Here is a 16,630-nt window from a genome sequence, read left to right as displayed (position 1 = left end):
CCTCTCAGATCCTTGGATGTAACGAATACATCGCTTCGGGAACTCGGCCATCTTTTGGCAGAAAGCCGTCAGAGACCTTACGTTGCATGCCTGAACGAGCAAATTTTAGCTGTTTTTTCCCTAAACTTTAAAAACTAACTTGCCACTAGTTTTAAATAGAAAGTATCGGTAAATCCGCTAGATGGTTAATAAAACGTGAAACACGTTACTCGTCGATACAGGAAACAAATATATGGCTTCTCCTCATTCGGAGATGTACTCACTACCCTCCCACCTCATCCGCCGCCTGAACCAGATCTGCGTGGCACAGTTTGCCACGGCTATGTCGGATGCAAAGATTGACCTGACACCGGTACAGTATTCGGTATTATGGGCGCTCGAGGCATTTCCCGGCGTCGACCAAGCCTCTGTTGCGAAGCAGATCGGCTATGATCGCGCGACGCTGGGCAAGGTCATCGATCGACTAGAAGCCAAATCCCTTATCGATCGCCAAGTCAGCCAGTTGGACCGTCGCGCGCGCGAAATCTACCTCACCTCAGAAGGCAAGGCCTTGCTGCAGAAAGCCCACCCTGTGGTCAGTGCCTGTCAGGATAAAATGTTGCCGGGATTGAGCCCGCAAGAGCGTGAGGCGCTCGTTGAACTTCTGACCCGTGTCACGGAAGCGGCAAATGCCGAGACGACGGCACCGACTTTCTCTCCGATGAAACCCTAAGCGGTGGGCAGCTAAAACAGTTCTCCCTGGCTCAGGTCCTCTTGCGGGCCTTTCAAGGAAACGTGGTCATCCCCATCAAAAGGCTCAATCAGCTCGGGCCCTTCTGCGCGGTTTGAATTGACCTTTGGATCAACCCGGTGGAACTGCAGCAGGTCCTCGGCACCAGGTGTCATCAATCGCGCGGCACCCGGCCCCTCTTCGCCCAGCCAAAGCCCCCATTGCTCCGGCTCCAGGATCAACGGCATCCGGTGATGCAGCCCCGCGATCCGTTGATTGGCCGCAGTTGTGACAATGGCGCAGGTCGATTGCGGATCATCCCCCCAGCGTTGCCACACCGCACCAAAGACAATCGGAGCGCCATCCTGACGGGTGAAATACCAAGGCAGACGGGTGCCCGTTTCATCCTTGGTCCATTCATAAAACCCATCCGCCGGAATCAAACATCGCCGGGTCCGGCAGGCCTCAGCAAAAGCGGGTTTTTGGGCCAATGTCTCGCTGCGCGCGTTGATCAACAAGGGGCCGTCGGTTTCAGACTGATACCAATGGGGCAAAAACCCCCAACGCATCGACACCAGCTGTCGCCCCATCGGGCCGGACTGCACCACCGCAATCTGATTGGTTGGGCAGATATTATAATTGGGCAGGTTCGGAAGCGTGTTCGCCGGTTGGGCGGCAAACAGCTGAGCCATCGCATCCGTCGGCAGGGTCAGGGCAAAGCGTCCGCACATGGGTCACCGCAGATGTGCTTTGCGCGCCAGATCGATCCGCGCTTCCATCATCGACATCTCTTTCAGGATGTCTTTGCGTTTGGTGCGGTCCCCGGTTTCACGCAGTTCCGCCCGCAATCGTTCCAGCTCACGCGATAGCGAGACAAACTCAGGCACGCCACCTGCTTCTTTTACAATGCGGTTCACCAGCTCATTCTCAGGGTCCTCTACCTTGGGCAAGGGTTTGCCTGCGCCTTCAAGGTTTTCAAAGGCGCCATCCGCCGCGGCGGCGGCGATTTTCTGGTTGATGAGGTCAATCAGCGGGTGATCCATGGCCTCAATCTGCCAGAAACCCCGCAAAAGAAAAAGCCCCGCCGTTACAAGGAACAGCGGGGCCGTATGCGCAGAGCAAGCGCTTATTTTTTGGTGATACGTCCGTCGGTATAGGGCACATAGGGGCCGACTTTTGCCAGATACTCGGCGGTCACATCAGCCAGGTCCGGCCCAAAGTCATAGGCTTTTGCGGCATCGACAAACATCCGGTAGCCATCGCCGCCACCGCGCACATAGTTGTTGGACACCATGCCATAGGATTTGGATGGGTCAATCGGAACCCATGCGTCGCCGTCTTGAACCAGCACCTCTTGGATACGGCCTTCACCCGCTGCCACCGAAGGATCCCAGGTGAATTTCAGACCTGCCACCTGGGGAAAGCGGCCTTTGACCTCTTCGACCTGGCTCACACCGTTTTCCAGCGCGTCAATCACGGTTTGACCGGTGACTTCAAAGGTCGACAACGTGTTCTGGAACGGCAGGACGCTCAGGACTTCGCCCATCGTGATCTCACCCGCATCGATAGAGGCCCGCAAACCGCCGCCGTTCTGGATCGCAATCTGAATTCCTTGGTCCTTGACCCGGTCCAGCATAGCGTCTGCAACCAAATTGCCGATGGCACATTCACCGGTGCGGCAGAACTCGCGCGCGCCTTCGATGGCTTCTTTGGCCTCGGCGACAACTTCTTTCTTCACGGCTTCAATGGGTGCACCCATTTCTGCCACACGGGCTGCCATCGCGGCATCGGGCGTTACTGACGCATCCAACAGGATCGGCTCACCCGCAGCAGCGGTTACATGGCCTGCATCATCAAAAGTGATCGACAGTTCGCCCACATATTTGGAATAGGCATAGGCCTGCACCACAGGGACCGCGCCGACCATCATCGGATAAGGGCCAGCCGCGCGGTCGCTGGTGTTTGACAACAACGTATGAGAATGGCCGCCCACCACCAGATCCAAACCCGGAACCGCCGCCGCGATTTCCAGATCCTTGGACAGGCCCACGTGGGTCAATGCGATGATCTTGTTGACACCTTCCGCCTCGAGCGCGGCAACATCCGCCTTGAGGCTGTCGATCTCATCCTGAAAAATCACATTCGGCCCCGGAGATGAGGTATCCACCGTATCGGTCGCCAGAACCGAGATCACGCCGATCTTCTCACCGCCGATCTCCAGCACCACATGGTTGGATACTTTTTCTTTGAGGCTTGCCTCGGCCGACAGATCCAGATTGCCCGAGATCACCGGGAAGGACACCGCGTCAATGAATTTGGCCAGACCCTCGGGCCCGTCATCAAATTCATGGTTGCCCACCGCCATCACGTCGTATCCGATGGCCTCCATAAACTCAGCCTCGGCTGCGCCTTTGTAGGTGGTGTAAAACAATGAGCCCTGAAACGGATCCCCTGCGTCCAAGACCAGCAGGTTTGCATCAGCCAGTTCAGCGCGCTTTGCGTCGATCATGGTTTTGATCCGCGCCACACCGCCAAAACACTTGCCCTCGGCCTCATCATCCGCGCCGCAGGTGGAATCGTATTTGTTGATCGATTCAATACGGCTGTGAATGTCATTGGTGTGCAAAATGGTCAGATTGAACTCAGCAGCGGCCATGCCGGACGTTAGCCCCAATGCCGCAACACTGGACAGAAAACGAGACAACATCATTAGGTGAACTCCCTGTTCGAATGTACCTAGTTCCTGAGACTAGATCCGGTTGATCCTGATCCAAAGGGGAAATAGGGGCAAGAAAACCCTTGGGCAATTTTCGCCCATATGGTCAAAAACCCAACAGAATGACCGTGAAATGTGCGAAATTATGCGAAATATTACATGAGAGGCGGACGGGAAACGCCCGGCGCGGGGCCAATATTCGGACTTGGTTTCAGACATCACGCCTCCTCTTGACCCGCAGCGCATCCCCGTGCATCAGAGGCCCCATGCTGATTTACAAGATATTCCGTCAGGACGAATGGGACGCCTTTCAGGAGGCTGGAGAAACACGTGGCGCGCCGGTGGATCTGGCTGATGGCTTTGTCCATTTTTCCACCGCCCCCCAAGCGGCCGAAACCGCGGCCAAGCATTTTGCAGACGAGGACGGCCTGTGGCTCTTGGCGTTGGATGCCGAAGGGTTGGGTGAGGCGCTGAAATGGGAGCCGTCACGCGGCGGGGCCTTGTTCCCGCATCTCTACCGGGAACTCCATATGACCGATGTTCTGTGGAGCAAACCCTTGCCCTTGGTCGATGGTCAACATCAGTTCCCGTCGGATATGGAGTAAGAAAAAACCATGAAACTGGTCGAAAAACTGGCGCTGACTGCCCTCCACCGGATGGACCCCGAGGCCGCACATGGGCTGTCGATATCCGCGCTGAAATCCGGGCTTGCGCCAACGCCCGGTCCTGTGACCTCTGCCCGCTTGCGCACCAAAGTTGCGGGTCTGGATCTACCGAACCCTGTGGGCCTCGCGGCCGGTTTTGACAAAAACGCCGAAGCGCTTGCTCCGCTGAGCCGCGCTGGATTTGGCTTTATCGAAGTGGGGGCCGCCACCCCGCGCCCGCAGCCCGGAAATCCCAAGCCCCGCCTGTTTCGGCTGAGCGAGGATCGCGCCGCGATCAACCGCTTTGGCTTTAACAACGAAGGCATGGAAGCCATTGGTGCCCGTCTGGCGAAGCGTCCCAAAGACGCGGTGATTGGCCTGAATCTAGGTGCCAACAAAGATAGCAGTGACCGGGCGGCGGATTTTGCCACGGTTCTGCGTCACTGCGGTTCACATTTGGATTTTGCCACGGTCAACGTGTCCTCCCCCAATACCGAGAAACTGCGGGATCTGCAGGGCAAGGCTGCGCTGAGCGCGCTTTTGAACGGTGTGATTGAGGTCCGCGACGACCTGGAGCGACGCGTTCCGGTGTTCTTGAAGATCGCCCCGGATCTGACACTGGAAGAGCTGGACGATATCGCAGCCGTCGCCCAGGAAACTGGCATTGACGGGGTGATCACCACCAATACCACTCTGTCCCGCGATGGTCTGCAAAGCCCGCACAAGGATGAGGCAGGTGGCCTGTCCGGCGCGCCTTTGTTTAAGAAATCAACCCGCGTGGTGGCCCAGCTGTCGGACCGGCTGGCAGGGGCTGTGCCCCTGATCGGGGTCGGCGGCATCAGCACCGCCGAACAGGCCTATGCCAAGATCTGCGCCGGAGCTTCTGCCGTGCAGTTTTACACAGCCATGGTCTATGGCGGGCTGAGCCTTGCGGGTGAGATCGCAACCGGCCTGGATGCCCTGCTGGCGCGCGATGGGCACGCGACAGTGGCAGATGCGGTTGGCAGCAAAAAGGGAGACTGGCTGTGATTACCTACTGGCACAATCCGCGCTGCTCCAAATCCCGCGCAGGCCTTGCGTTCTTTGAAGAAAAGGGCGTGACCGTCGATGTGCGCCTTTATCAAAAAGACGGGCCCACTCTGGCTGAGTTGACCAAGGTGCAAGCATTGCTGGATGTCCCTGCCATTCAGATGATGCGCCGCAAGGATGCGCTGTTCAAAGAGCTGAACCTGAGCGCAGATATGGACGACGCCGCCCTGTTGGCTGCCATGGCCGAACATCCCGCGCTGATCGAACGCCCCATTGCATTTACGGCGACCACCGCCCGGATTGGCCGCCCGACCGAGGCGCTGGCAGAGCTGCTGTGACAGCGCCGGTTATGACAGGGCTGGCCCGGCGCGCGCTTCCAGCGCCGGGTATCGCAGACCCAGCGTGACACCGCGTGCCACAAATGAAATCAGCAACGCCAACCACAGCCCGTGATTGCCAAACACCGGTGTCAAAATTAGCCCCGCAGCCACATAGATCGCAGCGCTCAGGATCATCATATTCCGCATGTCGCGCGACGCCGTTGCGCCGATAAAAATTCCATCAAGCATCCAACTGGCCCAACCTAAAATGGGGGCCGCCACGATGTAAGGCAGGAATTCTCGTGCGACACTACGAACATCCCCTGACGTCGTCATGGTGTCGATAAACACAGCGCCCCACAGCGCAAAGGCTGCCGCCATAGCGGCAACCACGACAAAGCCCCAAAAGCTGGTGATTTTGACACTTTGCCGAAGTGCCGCGCGCTGTTGCGCGCCCAGCGCCTGCCCCACAAGCGTTTCCGCGGCAAAGGCAAACCCATCCATCCCATACGCCGTGACAAACATGAGCTGCAGCAAAACCTGATTAGCGGCCAAGGTCACGTCACCCTGGCGCGCGGCAAGAAAGATAAAGGAGGAGAAGATCGCCTGCAGCAGCAGGGACCGGATCAGAATGTCACTGTTGACCATCGCCATATGTTTCAGACGCGCCGCATCAAGCACCCGCGCCCAGGCGCGCCAACGTGGCGATTGAAACGCGTCCCGACAGAACCAAAGCCCCAAGGCAAAACCCGACCATTCGGCAATGAAGGTGGCCATCGCAACGCCGTTCACCCCCCAGTCAAGGCCAAGGACAAACCAGATATCCAGCACCATGTTCAAAAGGTTCATGACCACTTGCACGGCGAAAAAGGAAAAGGTGCGCTCCTGCGCAATCAGCCAACCTGACAGACCATAAATGGCAATCATGGCAGGCGCGGACCAGACCCGGATGCCCAAGTAACTCCGCGCCATCTCACTGGCTGAGTCCGACGGAGCCGCCAGCGACAGAGCCAATGAGAACAGCGGCACCTGCAACAGTGTGATGACCAACCCTGCTCCGATCCCAATCAGCAAACAGCGCGTGAGGATCGCCGCGACCTCGGGCGTGTCGCCGCGCCCGATGGCCTGGCTGGCAAGCCCAACCGTCCCCATTCGCAAGAAACCAAAGATCCAGTAAAGCGACGTCAGAATAACCGAGCCAACCGCAACAGCCGCCAGCGCGGCAGCATCCCCCAGCTGGCCAACCACGCCCGTGTCCACCACCCCAAGCAAGGGAACGGTTGCATTGGACACCACCACCGGCAAGGCGATCTTAAGCACGCGGCGGTGCGACACGGGCTTGAATGTGACCTGATCGGTGCGTGCCATAAGCGTCGTCTATTCGGGCTCGGTGGCCATCAAAAAATGCCCAGTGGCTTGGGCCAGCAGTTTTTCCTTGTTGTCCTGCCACGCCTCCACATGCACCGATGCAAACCGGCGACCGGACCGCCAGACCCGCGCCCGCGCGTAGGCATCGCGCGGCAGGCCAGACCGCAGGTAATCCACGCTGAAATCGATGGTCTTGGGCTGGCGTGGCAAATCTCCCGCGGCCATGGCTTCGAGATCATAGGCACCGCTTTCGATCCCTTCCCACAGTACGGTCCAATGAAGTGTGATCATCGCCGTCATCTCCAGAAACGCAGCAGTGGCCCCACCGTGCAGGGCGGGCAACACGGGGTTGCCGATCAGCTTATCATCAAAATTCAGCTGCGCCGTCAGCTCATTGCCCCGCCGGTCAAAGGTGATGCCCATGAATTGGATATAGGGCACCGAAGACACCAAGGCATGCAGCGCCGCGTCGCGACGGTGTTTGACTTGCTGAATGGGCTCTGGACGGGGGCGGTTCATGCGCTCTCCTCCGGCAGGCGGCGTTCCACCGTAAAGGCACCAGTGGCAGTTGCCACGGGCCGTGCGCGGTCTTCATCCATCGCCACAGCCCGCACAAAGGCCACATTGCGGGTCATCTGATGACACACGGCTTCGGCGCGGATGGTCTGACCGGGCGTTGCGCTGCGCATATAGTCGATGCGCAGATCAATCGTGGCCGTGCTGTCGGGCTGGTCCGGGTGAAAAAACACTGCCATCCCACAACAGGTGTCCATCAAGGCCGAAACCGCACCGCCATGCACCACGCGTGTTTTAGGGTCACCAATCAGATTCTCATCATATGGCATATCAATTACGGCTTTGCCGTCCCCGCATGAGACCATCAGCATGCCCAGCGCTCGGCAATGGGGCAAAGCGTCCAGAAACCCCTGTGGTGTCTTTGGTATCTCGTGCATCGCCCATCCCTTTGTTTGTCTTCTCCACAATTGCTTCTAATGGACGCGCTCGGTTGTTGCACTTGCAAAAACTCCCACCTAGGTTAGCCGCAAGGGAGAGAGAGCGTGACCACAGACGAATTGTCGTTCAAAGAGATGTGCGCCGAGTTCGACGTAACGCCGCGTACTTTGCGATACTATGAGTATATCGAGCTGCTGCAGCCCCGCCGTGAAGGCCGCAGCCGCTATTACAGTGCCAAAGAGCGAGCGCGTATGACCTTGATCTTACGCGGGCGCAAGTTTGGGTTCCAGCTGGAAGAGATTCGCCAATGGCTGATGATCTATGAAAACGAAGGGACCCAGGCGCAGCTTAAGGCGTTTCTGGATATGGCCGATCGCCAGCTTGCAGAGCTGAACGAGCAGCGTGCGCAGATTGATCAGGCCCTGGCTGAGCTGACAGAGCTGCGGGCTACAACCGAAAGCCTGATAGACAAATAAACGCAGCGTTCCGCTGTATTCCAAGCCCCGGTCTCCGCCGGGGCTTTTTTGATTTTCGCAGCACCTCTTTATGGACCCCACGTAAAGGCGCGAAGTGACGTGACGTCCAAGTTACGTAAACGTCAAGATCTGCTTTTACTGTTCTACATAAGGTTTGCGCGACACGGGGTTCACCCAGTCAACACGACCACGAGAGCAAGGATCAAAACCGTATGAGTGACGACACTTTTACCATTCGCGAAATGTGTGATGCCTTTGGGGTAACACCGCGCACATTGCGCTTTTACGAGGCCAAAGAGTTGCTGTTCCCGATCCGGGAAGGACAGCGCCGTCTGTTCACCAAACGGGACCGTGCGCGGTTGAAACTGATTTTGCGCGGCAAACGCTTTGGGTTCAGCCTGGAAGAGATCCGCCAGCTGTTAGAGCTCTACCATGCAGATGACCAGCAGCTGGTTCAGCTGACCCGCACCTATGAGGTCGCCTGTGAACGCCTCGCTGATATGGAGCGCCAACGCGAAGAACTGGACACTGCAATTGACGAGCTGAAAGACCAGCTGCGATGGGGCGAGAAGATGATCGCCTCGATGAAATCCCAGGCTGCGTCCTGATCCCCCTTCCCCTTTTTCTTTGGACGGAGACCCAATATGCCCCGTTACACCGCCCCAACCCAAGACGTGCAATTCCTGTTGCATGAGGTTTTGAAGATCGCAGACCGCGATATCCCAGGTTACAGCGAGCTAGACTCTGAATTCACCAGCGCGGTTCTGGAAGAAGCCGGCAAAATCGCCTCTCAGGTCCTGCAGCCCCTGAACTCCGTTGGGGATCAGGGAGGATGCAAATATGAAAACGGCGTGGTGACAACCCCGACAGGTTTCAAAGACGCGTTTGAACAGATGAAAGACGGCGGCTGGCCCGGTCTTGACATGCCCGAAGAATTTGGCGGCCAGAACATGCCTTATCTGATGGGCACCGCCGTGGGAGAGTTCTTCTCTGCCGCCAATCAGGCCTTCACCATGTATCAGGGTCTGACCCATGGCGCGGCTTCTGCCATTCTGGCCCATGGGACAGATGCACAAAAAGCCACCTACCTGCCCAATATGGTCTCCTGCGCCTGGACCGGCACCATGAACCTAACAGAACCCCATTGCGGCACGGATCTGGGCCTGATGCGGACCAAAGCCGAACCCCAGGAAGATGGCAGTTACAAGATCACCGGGCAGAAGATCTTTATCTCCGCAGGCGATCATGACCTTGCGGACAATGTGATCCATTTGGTTCTGGCTAAAATCCCCGGCGGGCCTGAAGGGATCAAAGGCGTGTCATTGTTTATAGTGCCCAAAATCATGGTGGATGAGGACGGCGCCCTGGGCACACGCAACGCTGTGTCGGTCGGTAAAATCGAAGAAAAAATGGGCATCCACGGCAATTCCACCTGTGTGATGAACTATGACGGTGCGACCGGCTATCTGCTGGGACAGCAACACAAAGGCATGCGCGCCATGTTCACCATGATGAACGAAGCGCGTCTGGGCGTGGCGATGCAGGGGCTTGCGCAGGCAGAGGCTGCGTATCAAAACGCCGTGGATTATGCCAAGGACCGCCTGCAGGGGCGCGATGTGACCGGCGTCAAAAATCCCGATGGCCCGGCAGATCCGCTGATTGTCCACCCCGATATCCGTCGCAACCTGATGGCCCAGAAAAGCTTCACCGAAGGGGCGCGCGCCTTTATGCTTTGGGGCGCGCTGTTGATTGACCAATCCCATCGTTCCAATGACGCCGAGGCTGAGGGGTTGATCTCACTCCTGACGCCCATTCTCAAAGGGTTCCTGACGGACAAGGGCTATGACATGACCGTCCAGGCCCAGCAGATCTATGGCGGTCACGGCTATATCGAAGAATGGGGCATGTCCCAATTCACCCGCGATGCCCGGATCACTATGATTTATGAAGGCGCAAACGGCGTTCAGGCGCTGGACCTTGTCGGGCGCAAGCTGGCGCAGGATGGTGGCAAACATGTCATGGGGTTCTTTGAACTGGTGAAGTCCTTCTGCAATGAAGCCGGTGAGATATCCGAGGGTTTCAAGACGCAATTCATCGACCCGTTGAAAGCAGCCTCCAAGGATCTGCAAGCCGCGGGCATGTATTTTATGCAAAACGGGATGAAGAACCCCAACCACGCGCTGGCGGGCTCTTATGACTTTATGCATCTCTTCGGCCATGTGTGCCTGGGACTGATGTGGGCGGATATTGCAAAAGCTTCGCAAAAGGCATTGGACAGCGGCACAGGCGACGCCGCGTTCTATGAGACTAAATTGGCAACGGCACGGTATTACATGTCCCGCGAACTGCCTGCCACGGCATTGCATCTGGCACGTATTCAATCCGGCGCGGACCCTGTTATGGCGCTGGACCCTGACGCGTTCTGAGGTCACTCTTTGCACGGCGCGTCGAGCGCCGATAGAGCCATCAAAGGAAATGAAATGCCCAAACGCTTCCGCCTCACCCGCCGTTTTCCGGTATCCATGACCGAAGACGGCTATCGCCGCCTGCGCCGCTTCGCGCAGGATGCCGGTCTGGATGAGGGCGAAGCGCTGTCTTTCCTCTTTGAGAACTTCGACAGTGTCACCAACCATGACAATCTGACCCATCGTATGCGGATCTTTAACGCCGAATTGGAGGACCGCAAAAGATGAACTGGACACTATCAAACAAAACCGGTCCTGCTTGTTGCTCCTGCGGGAGCCTCCGGCGGAAGTATTTAGAAAAAGATGAAAGGGCTGCGCGCCCAATCCCAAGCCTTCGCCAAATGAAAGGGCGCGCTTTCACCTTTTACGATCATCGGCTCTTCAGCCTGTACCGCCAGATCACAATCGCGCCATCTAGGTAAAAGAACTCTAAATGGTTTCATCTTTTTTCAAATACTTCACGGGGGTGCGGGGGTGTGAAACCCCCCCTCAACTCTCACAAAGGGACGCAATTCTATGACAATGAAACTCTACTGCTTTGGCGAAAGCGGCAACGCCTATAAGGCTGCTCTTGCGATGGAGCTCGCAGGCCTCGAATGGGAACCCGTTTATGTGGACTTTTTCAACGGAGAGACCCGCACCGAGGCCTTCCGCGAGATCAGCATTCAAGGTGAAGCGCCTGTTTTGGTTGATGGAGATATGACACTCAGCCAGTCGGGGGTCATTCAACAGTATATCACCGACAAGACCGGGAAATTTGCAGGCGCGCCAGAGGACAAATACGAAGTTCTGCGCTGGGTGCTGTGGGACAACCACAAAATGTCGAGCCAAGTGGGCATGACCCGCTTCCTGATGAACTTCCTACCTGAAGACAAACGCCCTGCCCCGGTGATCCAGTTTATGCAAGGCCGCTTGCAGGCTGCCTGGACAACATTGAACGCTCATCTTGAAGGGCGCGAGTGGATGGTCGGGACCGGGATCACCAATGCGGATCTCAGCTGCTGCAGCTACCTGTTTTACCCCGAACCCTTTGGCTTTGACCGTGCCGACTGGCCCCATATTGACACCTGGCTGACCCGCATCAGCGAACAGCCTGGTTGGAAACACCCCTATGATCTGATGCCCGGCAACCCGTCAGACCGTGCATAACACCCTATCGCGCTTGAGGAGAGCATGATGACAGACGCCTATATCTATGACGCCCTGCGTACCCCGCGGGGCAAGGGACGCAAGGATGGATCTCTGCATGAGGTCACCGCCCTGCGCCTATCCGCCCTCACCCTGAACGCTGTCAAAGCCCGCAACGGGCTGGAGGGGCATGTGGTTGAGGATGTGATCTGGGGCAATGTGACCCAAGTCATGGAACAAGGCGGCTGTCTCGCCCGGTCTGCTGTGCTGGCATCGGATCTGGACGAACGCATTCCGGGTCTCTCCATCAACCGCTTCTGCGCCTCTGGCATGGAGGCGGTCAACCTGGCGGCCAACCAGGTCAAAGGCGGCGCTGGCCAAGCCTATATCGCAGGCGGCGTCGAGATGATGGGCCGCGTCGCCATGGGGTCGGACGGGGCGGCCATTGCGGTCGATCCAAGCCTTGCGATGGAGAGCTATTTTGTACCGCAAGGCATTTCAGCCGATATTATTGCAACGGAATATGGTTTCACCCGAGATGATGCCGATGCTTTGGCGGTGGAATCTCAGCGCCGTGCAGCGGAAGCCTGGTCCGAGAACCGGTTTGAGAAATCGGTCATTCCTGTCATGGACCAAAACGGTCTGACCATTCTGGACCGCGACGAATACATGCGCCCCGGCACCGATATGGCGGCCCTGGCCAAGCTGAACCCCGCCTTTCAGATGATGGGCGAGCAGATGCCCGGCTTTGACAAGGTGGCGATGCTGAAATACCCGCATCTGGAAAAGATCAACCACATCCACCACGCGGGCAACTCGTCCGGTATCGTGGATGGGGCCGCGGCACTTTTGATCGGCAACAAAGAGTTCGGCGAGGCCCACGGGCTGACCCCACGTGCACGTATCAAGGCAACGGCCAAGATTGGCACCGATCCCACCATCATGCTGACCGGACCCGTGCCTGTGACCGAGAAGATCCTGGCGGACACAGGCATGACCATCGGTGATATCGACCTGTTTGAGGTGAACGAAGCCTTTGCCAGTGTTGTGATGCGCTTTCAGCAGGCCTTCCAGGTGGATCCGGCACTGATCAACCCCAATGGCGGCTCGATCGCGATGGGACACCCGCTGGGTGCAACCGGTGCCATCATCATTGGCACGCTCTTGGATGAGCTGGAGCGGCAGGACAAAGAATGCGGCCTGGCCACGCTGTGCATCGCCTCTGGCATGGGTGCTGCCACAATTATCGAGAGGGTCTGATATGCCCAAGCTTGATCTTTCAAAAATCGAAGCCCGCGGTGGGTCCGGCTATCCGGGCAAGCTGGCAGATCCGGTCGCCGGGCGCACAGGCCAACGCTTGGGCGATGCCGGTGGGTTGACCCAGTTCGGAGCGAATTTGATTCATCTGGAGCCCGGGTCCGCCTCGTCTCTGCGCCATTATCACATGGAGCAGGATGAATTCGTCATTGTCACCGCTGGTGTCTGCACGTTGGTGGACGATGACGGCGAACATGAGATGCGGCCCGGTGATTGTGCCGCATTCCCGGCAGGTGACGCGAACGGGCACCATTTCATCAACAAAACCAACACAGTGGTGAGCTTTCTTGTGATCGGCACCCGGACCGCGACAGAAACCGGATACTACAGCGACGTCGACATGATGGTGAAAGTCACCAACAACAAAGAGTTTGAGTTCACGCGCAAAGACGGGAGCCCGCTGACAAAAGACCAAACGGGAGAGGACACATGAGCGATTTTACTTATCACGTCGACAGCGACGGTGTGGCGATCATCACATGGGACGCGGTGGAGAAATCCATGAATGTCCTCACCCGCGAGGCCTTTGCGCTGGTGGAAGACTATATTGACCGCGCGCTGGACGATGATGCTGTCAAAGGTGTGGTGATCACCTCGGGCAAAAAAGACTTTGCCGGTGGCATGGACCTGAATGTGCTGGCCACAATCCGCGAGGAAAGCGGTGAGAACCCGGCCCAGGGCTTGTTTGATTTCACCATGAACGGTCACCGCATCCTGCGCAAACTGGAACGCGCCGGTCTGGAGCCCAAAACCAACAAAGGCGGCAAACCGGTGGCCTGCGCCATCAACGGCACCTGCGCAGGCATCGGAACCGAAATTGCGCTGGCCTGCCATCACCGGGTTATGACCACCAACCCCAAGGCCAAGATCGGCTTGCCAGAGATCATGCTGGGCATTTTCCCCGGCGGCGGCGGCACCACGCGGTACATCCGCATGGTGGGCGCCGTGGCCTCGGCGCCTGTCTTGCTGGAAGGCAAGATGATGGACCCCAAGAAAGCCAAGAGCGCAAGCCTTGTGGACGCGCTAGCCGAAGATCCGCTGGCCGCCGCCAAGGAATGGGTGCTGAACGCAACCAATGCCGACATCATTAAACCCTGGGATGCCAAAGGGTTCAAAATGCCCGGCGGCGCGCCTTATCACCCGGCTGGGTTCATGAATTATGTCGGCGCATCCGCGATGGTCAACGCCCAGACCCAAGGTGCCTTCCCAGCCGCCAAGGCGTTGTTGTCGGCGATCTATGAAGGGGCGCTGGTCGACTTTGACACCGCGCTCAAGATCGAGGCACGCTGGTTCACCCATGTTTTGATGAACCCGTCATCCTCGGCCATGATCCGTTCGCTGTTTCTGAACAAACAGGCGCTGGAAAAAGGCGCGGTGCGTCCCAAAGCCGTGGCGGATCAGTCCGTCAAAAAGGTCGGCGTTCTGGGCGCGGGTATGATGGGCGCAGGCATTGCGCTGGTTTCGGCCATGGCGGGCATCCAAGTGGTGCTGGTCGACCGTGATCAAGAGGCCGCTGACAAAGGCAAGGCTTATGCCGAAACCTATGCGGACAAAGGCATCAAACGCGGCAAGTCCACGCCCGAGAAGAAAGAGGCGATGCTGTCCCTGATCACCGCCACGCCGGATCTGGCGCAGCTGCAGGGCTGCGATCTTATTGTCGAAGCGGTGTTTGAAGACCCCAAGGTCAAGGCTGAGATGACCCAAAAGGTCGAGGCGATAATTCCTGACGATTGCATTTTTGCCTCCAACACCTCCACCCTGCCGATCACCGAACTGGCCAAAGCTTCCAGCCGCCCAGAGCAGTTCATCGGCATTCACTTCTTCTCTCCGGTCGAGAAGATGAACCTGGTGGAGATTATCAAAGGGCGCGAGACCGGGGACCGGGCCGTGGCCAAGGCGCTGGATTATGTGCGCCAGATCCGCAAAACCCCGATTGTGGTGAATGACGCGCGCTTCTTCTATGCCAACCGCTGTATCATCCCCTATATCAACGAAGGCCTGCGGATGATCACCGAAGGCGTGTCGCCCGTGCTGATCGACAATGCCGCGCGTCAGCTGGGTTTCCCGGTTGGGCCGATCCAATTGACCGACGAGACCTCCATCGATCTTGGCGCCAAAATCGCCCGTGCCACCAAGGCCGCAATGGGCGACGCCTATGATGACAGCCCCGCCGATGATCTGATCTTCTGGATGGAAGAGCTGGGACGTCTGGGCCGCAAAGCCAACGCGGGCTTCTTTGACTATGACGCCAAGGGCAAGCGGGTCGAATATTGGAAAGGCCTGACCGAGAAGTATCCGGTTGCGCCGGAACAGCCCGACCTGATCGAAGTCCAGGAACGCCTGATGTTTGTACAGGCGCTGGAAGCGGTGCGCGCGTTGGAAGAAGGTGTGTTGATGGACATCCGCGAAGGCGACGTTGGCGCGATCCTGGGCTGGGGTTTTGCGCCCTGGTCGGGCGGGCCGCTGTCATGGCTGGACATTGTTGGCACGCCCTATGCCTCCGAACGCTGCAAGGAGCTGGCTGAAACCTATGGCGCGCGCTTTGCCTGCCCGAAGGTCCTAGAAGATATGGGAGAGAAAGGGCAAAGCTTCTACGCCAAATTCGCCCCAGACCGCGCAGCGGCCTGATCCTGTGGTGCCGCGTCAGACCTGATGCGGCCTCCACAAAAGAGAAGCAGCGGCTTGGCCCATGGGATGATCCCGGATGCTCAGCCGCTGCGGTTTTAGGTCAAAGACTGCTCGGGTCTTGCCTGATGCCAGTTGCTTTCTGGCTTGAAAATTCATCGTCGCCTGCGCGGTCAGCGCAGATCCATCGGGTCAAACCCATCTGTGCGGATAGGGAAGGGAACGCCGCTCATGCCCTGTTCGATCCTGTCATCCTCGGCCATCATATCAACCACCAGCGCACGCGCGTCGCCCACCGACAGCACCCGATAGGCCTCATCCATCCTGTCAAAAGCGAAATCCAGAATGTCCCGTTCTGCCGGGCAATATCCCAAGGCACCCGCCTCGACATAGACAACCTGATCCTGGGCAAACCTCGGCAGAACCAGCTCCATCCGTTCACCGGGCCGCACGCGCGAAATTCCACGATAGCCATCCAGCGTACAGGCCGGCAAAACCGCAAAGGGATCGCCAAACTGGGCGTCGATCACATCGCTTTCGACCAGCAGCCCCTGATCCGGCATCACCCACATCGGGGCGCGGTTGTTCAACGCATCGGCGGGAACATAAACGGGCGCACGCAACGCACCCATTGTGTCCGCGCCGGTCACCAGTGTTTCGCGATACAGCGCGGTGATGGGCTGCATTCCGTGGTCAAAGGTCAGAACCTGATCACCAACCGCCAAAGCTTCCACTGGGCGCCAGCCGAGGTTCGACGCCACATGGGTGCCCCCCAGCAAACCACCGGTTCCGGTGCTCACCATGCGGGCACGCCCGGACAAACGGTCACCAAGCTTCAGATCTTTGCGTTTTAACAGCCATTCCAGCATTCTGCCGTAC

General features: G+C 57.9%; 19 protein-coding genes. 12 read left to right on the top strand and 7 right to left on the bottom strand.

The genetic code is table 11. The features are described 5' to 3' along the window. Positions 1–232 precede the first annotated feature (232 nt). Positions 233–712 carry a MarR family winged helix-turn-helix transcriptional regulator gene (locus tag GFB49_RS16130; protein WP_153216958.1) on the top strand — a complete coding sequence of 160 codons (480 nt, stop codon included), beginning with the start codon at positions 233–235 and terminating at the stop codon, positions 710–712. 11 nt (positions 713–723) lie between these two features. Here GFB49_RS16130 and GFB49_RS16125 read toward each other — a convergent pair whose 3' ends face one another. The 3 genes from GFB49_RS16125 to GFB49_RS16115 all read right to left on the bottom strand — a co-directional run bounded on the left by GFB49_RS16125 (position 724) and on the right by GFB49_RS16115 (position 3,416). Continuing rightward, entirely contained in the window at positions 724–1,440 is a 717-nt protein-coding gene (locus GFB49_RS16125; RefSeq protein ID WP_153216957.1) for an SOS response-associated peptidase, read from the bottom strand. A gap of 3 nt (positions 1,441–1,443) precedes the next feature. Further along, the gene (locus GFB49_RS16120) at positions 1,444–1,752 is read right to left on the bottom strand and encodes a DnaJ family domain-containing protein (protein WP_153216956.1); all 309 of its coding nucleotides are present in this window, start codon (positions 1,750–1,752) and stop codon (positions 1,444–1,446) included. Between the two features lie 83 nt (positions 1,753–1,835). Further along, complete coding sequence (locus tag GFB49_RS16115; protein ID WP_153217022.1) at positions 1,836–3,416, bottom strand: bifunctional metallophosphatase/5'-nucleotidase; 1,581 nt, start codon at positions 3,414–3,416, stop codon at positions 1,836–1,838. A 275-nt stretch (positions 3,417–3,691) separates the two neighbouring features. Between GFB49_RS16115 and GFB49_RS16110 the strand changes: the two genes are divergently transcribed. From GFB49_RS16110 to arsC, 3 genes are read left to right on the top strand one after another with little or no spacing between them, the layout of a single operon-like run. After that, positions 3,692–4,030 carry a DUF952 domain-containing protein gene (locus tag GFB49_RS16110; RefSeq protein ID WP_153216955.1) on the top strand — a complete coding sequence of 113 codons (339 nt, stop codon included), beginning with the start codon at positions 3,692–3,694 and terminating at the stop codon, positions 4,028–4,030. 9 nt (positions 4,031–4,039) lie between these two features. Further along, complete coding sequence (locus GFB49_RS16105) at positions 4,040–5,098, top strand: quinone-dependent dihydroorotate dehydrogenase (protein ID WP_153216954.1); 1,059 nt, start codon at positions 4,040–4,042, stop codon at positions 5,096–5,098. After that, a complete protein-coding gene (arsC, locus tag GFB49_RS16100; RefSeq protein ID WP_343032607.1) occupies positions 5,095–5,436 on the top strand; it encodes an arsenate reductase (glutaredoxin) in 342 nt (113 codons plus the stop codon). The genes GFB49_RS16105 and arsC overlap by 4 nt, the downstream gene beginning before the upstream one ends. Before the next feature lie 9 nt (positions 5,437–5,445). Here arsC and GFB49_RS16095 read toward each other — a convergent pair whose 3' ends face one another. Genes GFB49_RS16095 through GFB49_RS16085 form a run of 3 tightly spaced genes read right to left on the bottom strand, consistent with a single transcriptional unit; the run spans position 5,446 to position 7,739 of the window. Continuing rightward, on the bottom strand, positions 5,446–6,786 hold the full coding sequence (locus GFB49_RS16095; RefSeq protein ID WP_153216952.1) for an MATE family efflux transporter: 1,341 nt from the start codon (positions 6,784–6,786) through the stop codon (positions 5,446–5,448). 9 nt (positions 6,787–6,795) lie between these two features. Beyond that, a complete protein-coding gene (locus tag GFB49_RS16090) occupies positions 6,796–7,305 on the bottom strand; it encodes a PaaI family thioesterase (protein ID WP_153216951.1) in 510 nt (169 codons plus the stop codon). Beyond that, on the bottom strand, positions 7,302–7,739 hold the full coding sequence (locus GFB49_RS16085) for a PaaI family thioesterase (RefSeq protein WP_153216950.1): 438 nt from the start codon (positions 7,737–7,739) through the stop codon (positions 7,302–7,304). Before GFB49_RS16085 ends, GFB49_RS16090 begins: the two co-directional genes overlap by 4 nt. 105 nt (positions 7,740–7,844) lie before the next feature. On the opposite strand from GFB49_RS16085, the gene GFB49_RS16080 reads away from it, so the two are divergent. The 8 genes from GFB49_RS16080 (at position 7,845) to GFB49_RS16045 (ending at position 15,754) form a co-directional block, all read left to right on the top strand. Next, positions 7,845–8,216: a MerR family transcriptional regulator gene (locus GFB49_RS16080; protein WP_343032606.1), complete on the top strand. Its 372-nt coding sequence runs from the start codon at positions 7,845–7,847 to the stop codon at positions 8,214–8,216. A 212-nt stretch (positions 8,217–8,428) separates the two neighbouring features. Next, the gene (locus GFB49_RS16075) at positions 8,429–8,824 is read left to right on the top strand and encodes a MerR family transcriptional regulator (RefSeq protein WP_153216949.1); all 396 of its coding nucleotides are present in this window, start codon (positions 8,429–8,431) and stop codon (positions 8,822–8,824) included. Between the two features lie 36 nt (positions 8,825–8,860). Then, positions 8,861–10,642 carry an acyl-CoA dehydrogenase C-terminal domain-containing protein gene (locus tag GFB49_RS16070; RefSeq protein ID WP_153216948.1) on the top strand — a complete coding sequence of 594 codons (1,782 nt, stop codon included), beginning with the start codon at positions 8,861–8,863 and terminating at the stop codon, positions 10,640–10,642. A gap of 54 nt (positions 10,643–10,696) precedes the next feature. Further along, positions 10,697–10,909 (top strand): hypothetical protein, encoded by a 213-nt coding sequence (locus tag GFB49_RS16065; RefSeq protein ID WP_153216947.1) that lies wholly within the window; start codon positions 10,697–10,699, stop codon positions 10,907–10,909. A gap of 288 nt (positions 10,910–11,197) precedes the next feature. Beyond that, positions 11,198–11,830 (top strand): glutathione S-transferase family protein, encoded by a 633-nt coding sequence (locus GFB49_RS16060; protein WP_153216946.1) that lies wholly within the window; start codon positions 11,198–11,200, stop codon positions 11,828–11,830. A gap of 27 nt (positions 11,831–11,857) precedes the next feature. Next, entirely contained in the window at positions 11,858–13,069 is a 1,212-nt protein-coding gene (locus tag GFB49_RS16055; RefSeq protein WP_153216945.1) for an acetyl-CoA C-acetyltransferase, read from the top strand. A 1-nt stretch (position 13,070) separates the two neighbouring features. Beyond that, entirely contained in the window at positions 13,071–13,559 is a 489-nt protein-coding gene (locus tag GFB49_RS16050; protein ID WP_153216944.1) for a cupin domain-containing protein, read from the top strand. Beyond that, on the top strand, positions 13,556–15,754 hold the full coding sequence (locus tag GFB49_RS16045) for a 3-hydroxyacyl-CoA dehydrogenase NAD-binding domain-containing protein (RefSeq protein ID WP_153216943.1): 2,199 nt from the start codon (positions 13,556–13,558) through the stop codon (positions 15,752–15,754). The genes GFB49_RS16050 and GFB49_RS16045 overlap by 4 nt, the downstream gene beginning before the upstream one ends. 170 nt (positions 15,755–15,924) lie before the next feature. On the opposite strand, the gene GFB49_RS16040 is transcribed toward GFB49_RS16045, so the two are convergent. After that, the gene (locus tag GFB49_RS16040) at positions 15,925–16,620 is read right to left on the bottom strand and encodes a Hint domain-containing protein (RefSeq protein ID WP_153216942.1); all 696 of its coding nucleotides are present in this window, start codon (positions 16,618–16,620) and stop codon (positions 15,925–15,927) included. Positions 16,621–16,630: the final 10 nt, after the last annotated feature.

It is taken from the genome of Tritonibacter litoralis (assembly GCF_009496005.1).
Taxonomy (GTDB): Bacteria; Pseudomonadota; Alphaproteobacteria; order Rhodobacterales; family Rhodobacteraceae; genus Epibacterium; species Epibacterium litoralis.
Note: the sequence above shows the minus strand (reverse complement) of the source record. Positions and strands in the feature narration are given on the sequence as shown.

Excerpts from the sequence above, each read along its gene's own strand:
- GFB49_RS16130 (WP_153216958.1), top strand. The coding sequence starts at position 233 with ATGGCTTCTCCTCATTCGGAGATGTACTCACTACCCTCCCACCTCATC.
- GFB49_RS16125 (WP_153216957.1), bottom strand. The coding sequence starts at position 1,440 with ATGTGCGGACGCTTTGCCCTGACCCTGCCGACGGATGCGATGGCTCAG.
- GFB49_RS16120 (WP_153216956.1), bottom strand. The coding sequence starts at position 1,752 with ATGGATCACCCGCTGATTGACCTCATCAACCAGAAAATCGCCGCCGCC.
- GFB49_RS16115 (WP_153217022.1), bottom strand. The coding sequence starts at position 3,416 with ATGTTGTCTCGTTTTCTGTCCAGTGTTGCGGCATTGGGGCTAACGTCC.
- GFB49_RS16110 (WP_153216955.1), top strand. The coding sequence starts at position 3,692 with ATGCTGATTTACAAGATATTCCGTCAGGACGAATGGGACGCCTTTCAG.
- GFB49_RS16105 (WP_153216954.1), top strand. The coding sequence starts at position 4,040 with ATGAAACTGGTCGAAAAACTGGCGCTGACTGCCCTCCACCGGATGGAC.
- GFB49_RS16095 (WP_153216952.1), bottom strand. The coding sequence starts at position 6,786 with ATGGCACGCACCGATCAGGTCACATTCAAGCCCGTGTCGCACCGCCGC.
- GFB49_RS16090 (WP_153216951.1), bottom strand. The coding sequence starts at position 7,305 with ATGAACCGCCCCCGTCCAGAGCCCATTCAGCAAGTCAAACACCGTCGC.
- GFB49_RS16085 (WP_153216950.1), bottom strand. The coding sequence starts at position 7,739 with ATGCACGAGATACCAAAGACACCACAGGGGTTTCTGGACGCTTTGCCC.
- GFB49_RS16075 (WP_153216949.1), top strand. The coding sequence starts at position 8,429 with ATGAGTGACGACACTTTTACCATTCGCGAAATGTGTGATGCCTTTGGG.
- GFB49_RS16070 (WP_153216948.1), top strand. The coding sequence starts at position 8,861 with ATGCCCCGTTACACCGCCCCAACCCAAGACGTGCAATTCCTGTTGCAT.
- GFB49_RS16065 (WP_153216947.1), top strand. The coding sequence starts at position 10,697 with ATGCCCAAACGCTTCCGCCTCACCCGCCGTTTTCCGGTATCCATGACC.
- GFB49_RS16060 (WP_153216946.1), top strand. The coding sequence starts at position 11,198 with ATGACAATGAAACTCTACTGCTTTGGCGAAAGCGGCAACGCCTATAAG.
- GFB49_RS16055 (WP_153216945.1), top strand. The coding sequence starts at position 11,858 with ATGACAGACGCCTATATCTATGACGCCCTGCGTACCCCGCGGGGCAAG.
- GFB49_RS16050 (WP_153216944.1), top strand. The coding sequence starts at position 13,071 with ATGCCCAAGCTTGATCTTTCAAAAATCGAAGCCCGCGGTGGGTCCGGC.
- GFB49_RS16045 (WP_153216943.1), top strand. The coding sequence starts at position 13,556 with ATGAGCGATTTTACTTATCACGTCGACAGCGACGGTGTGGCGATCATC.
- GFB49_RS16040 (WP_153216942.1), bottom strand. The coding sequence starts at position 16,620 with ATGCTGGAATGGCTGTTAAAACGCAAAGATCTGAAGCTTGGTGACCGT.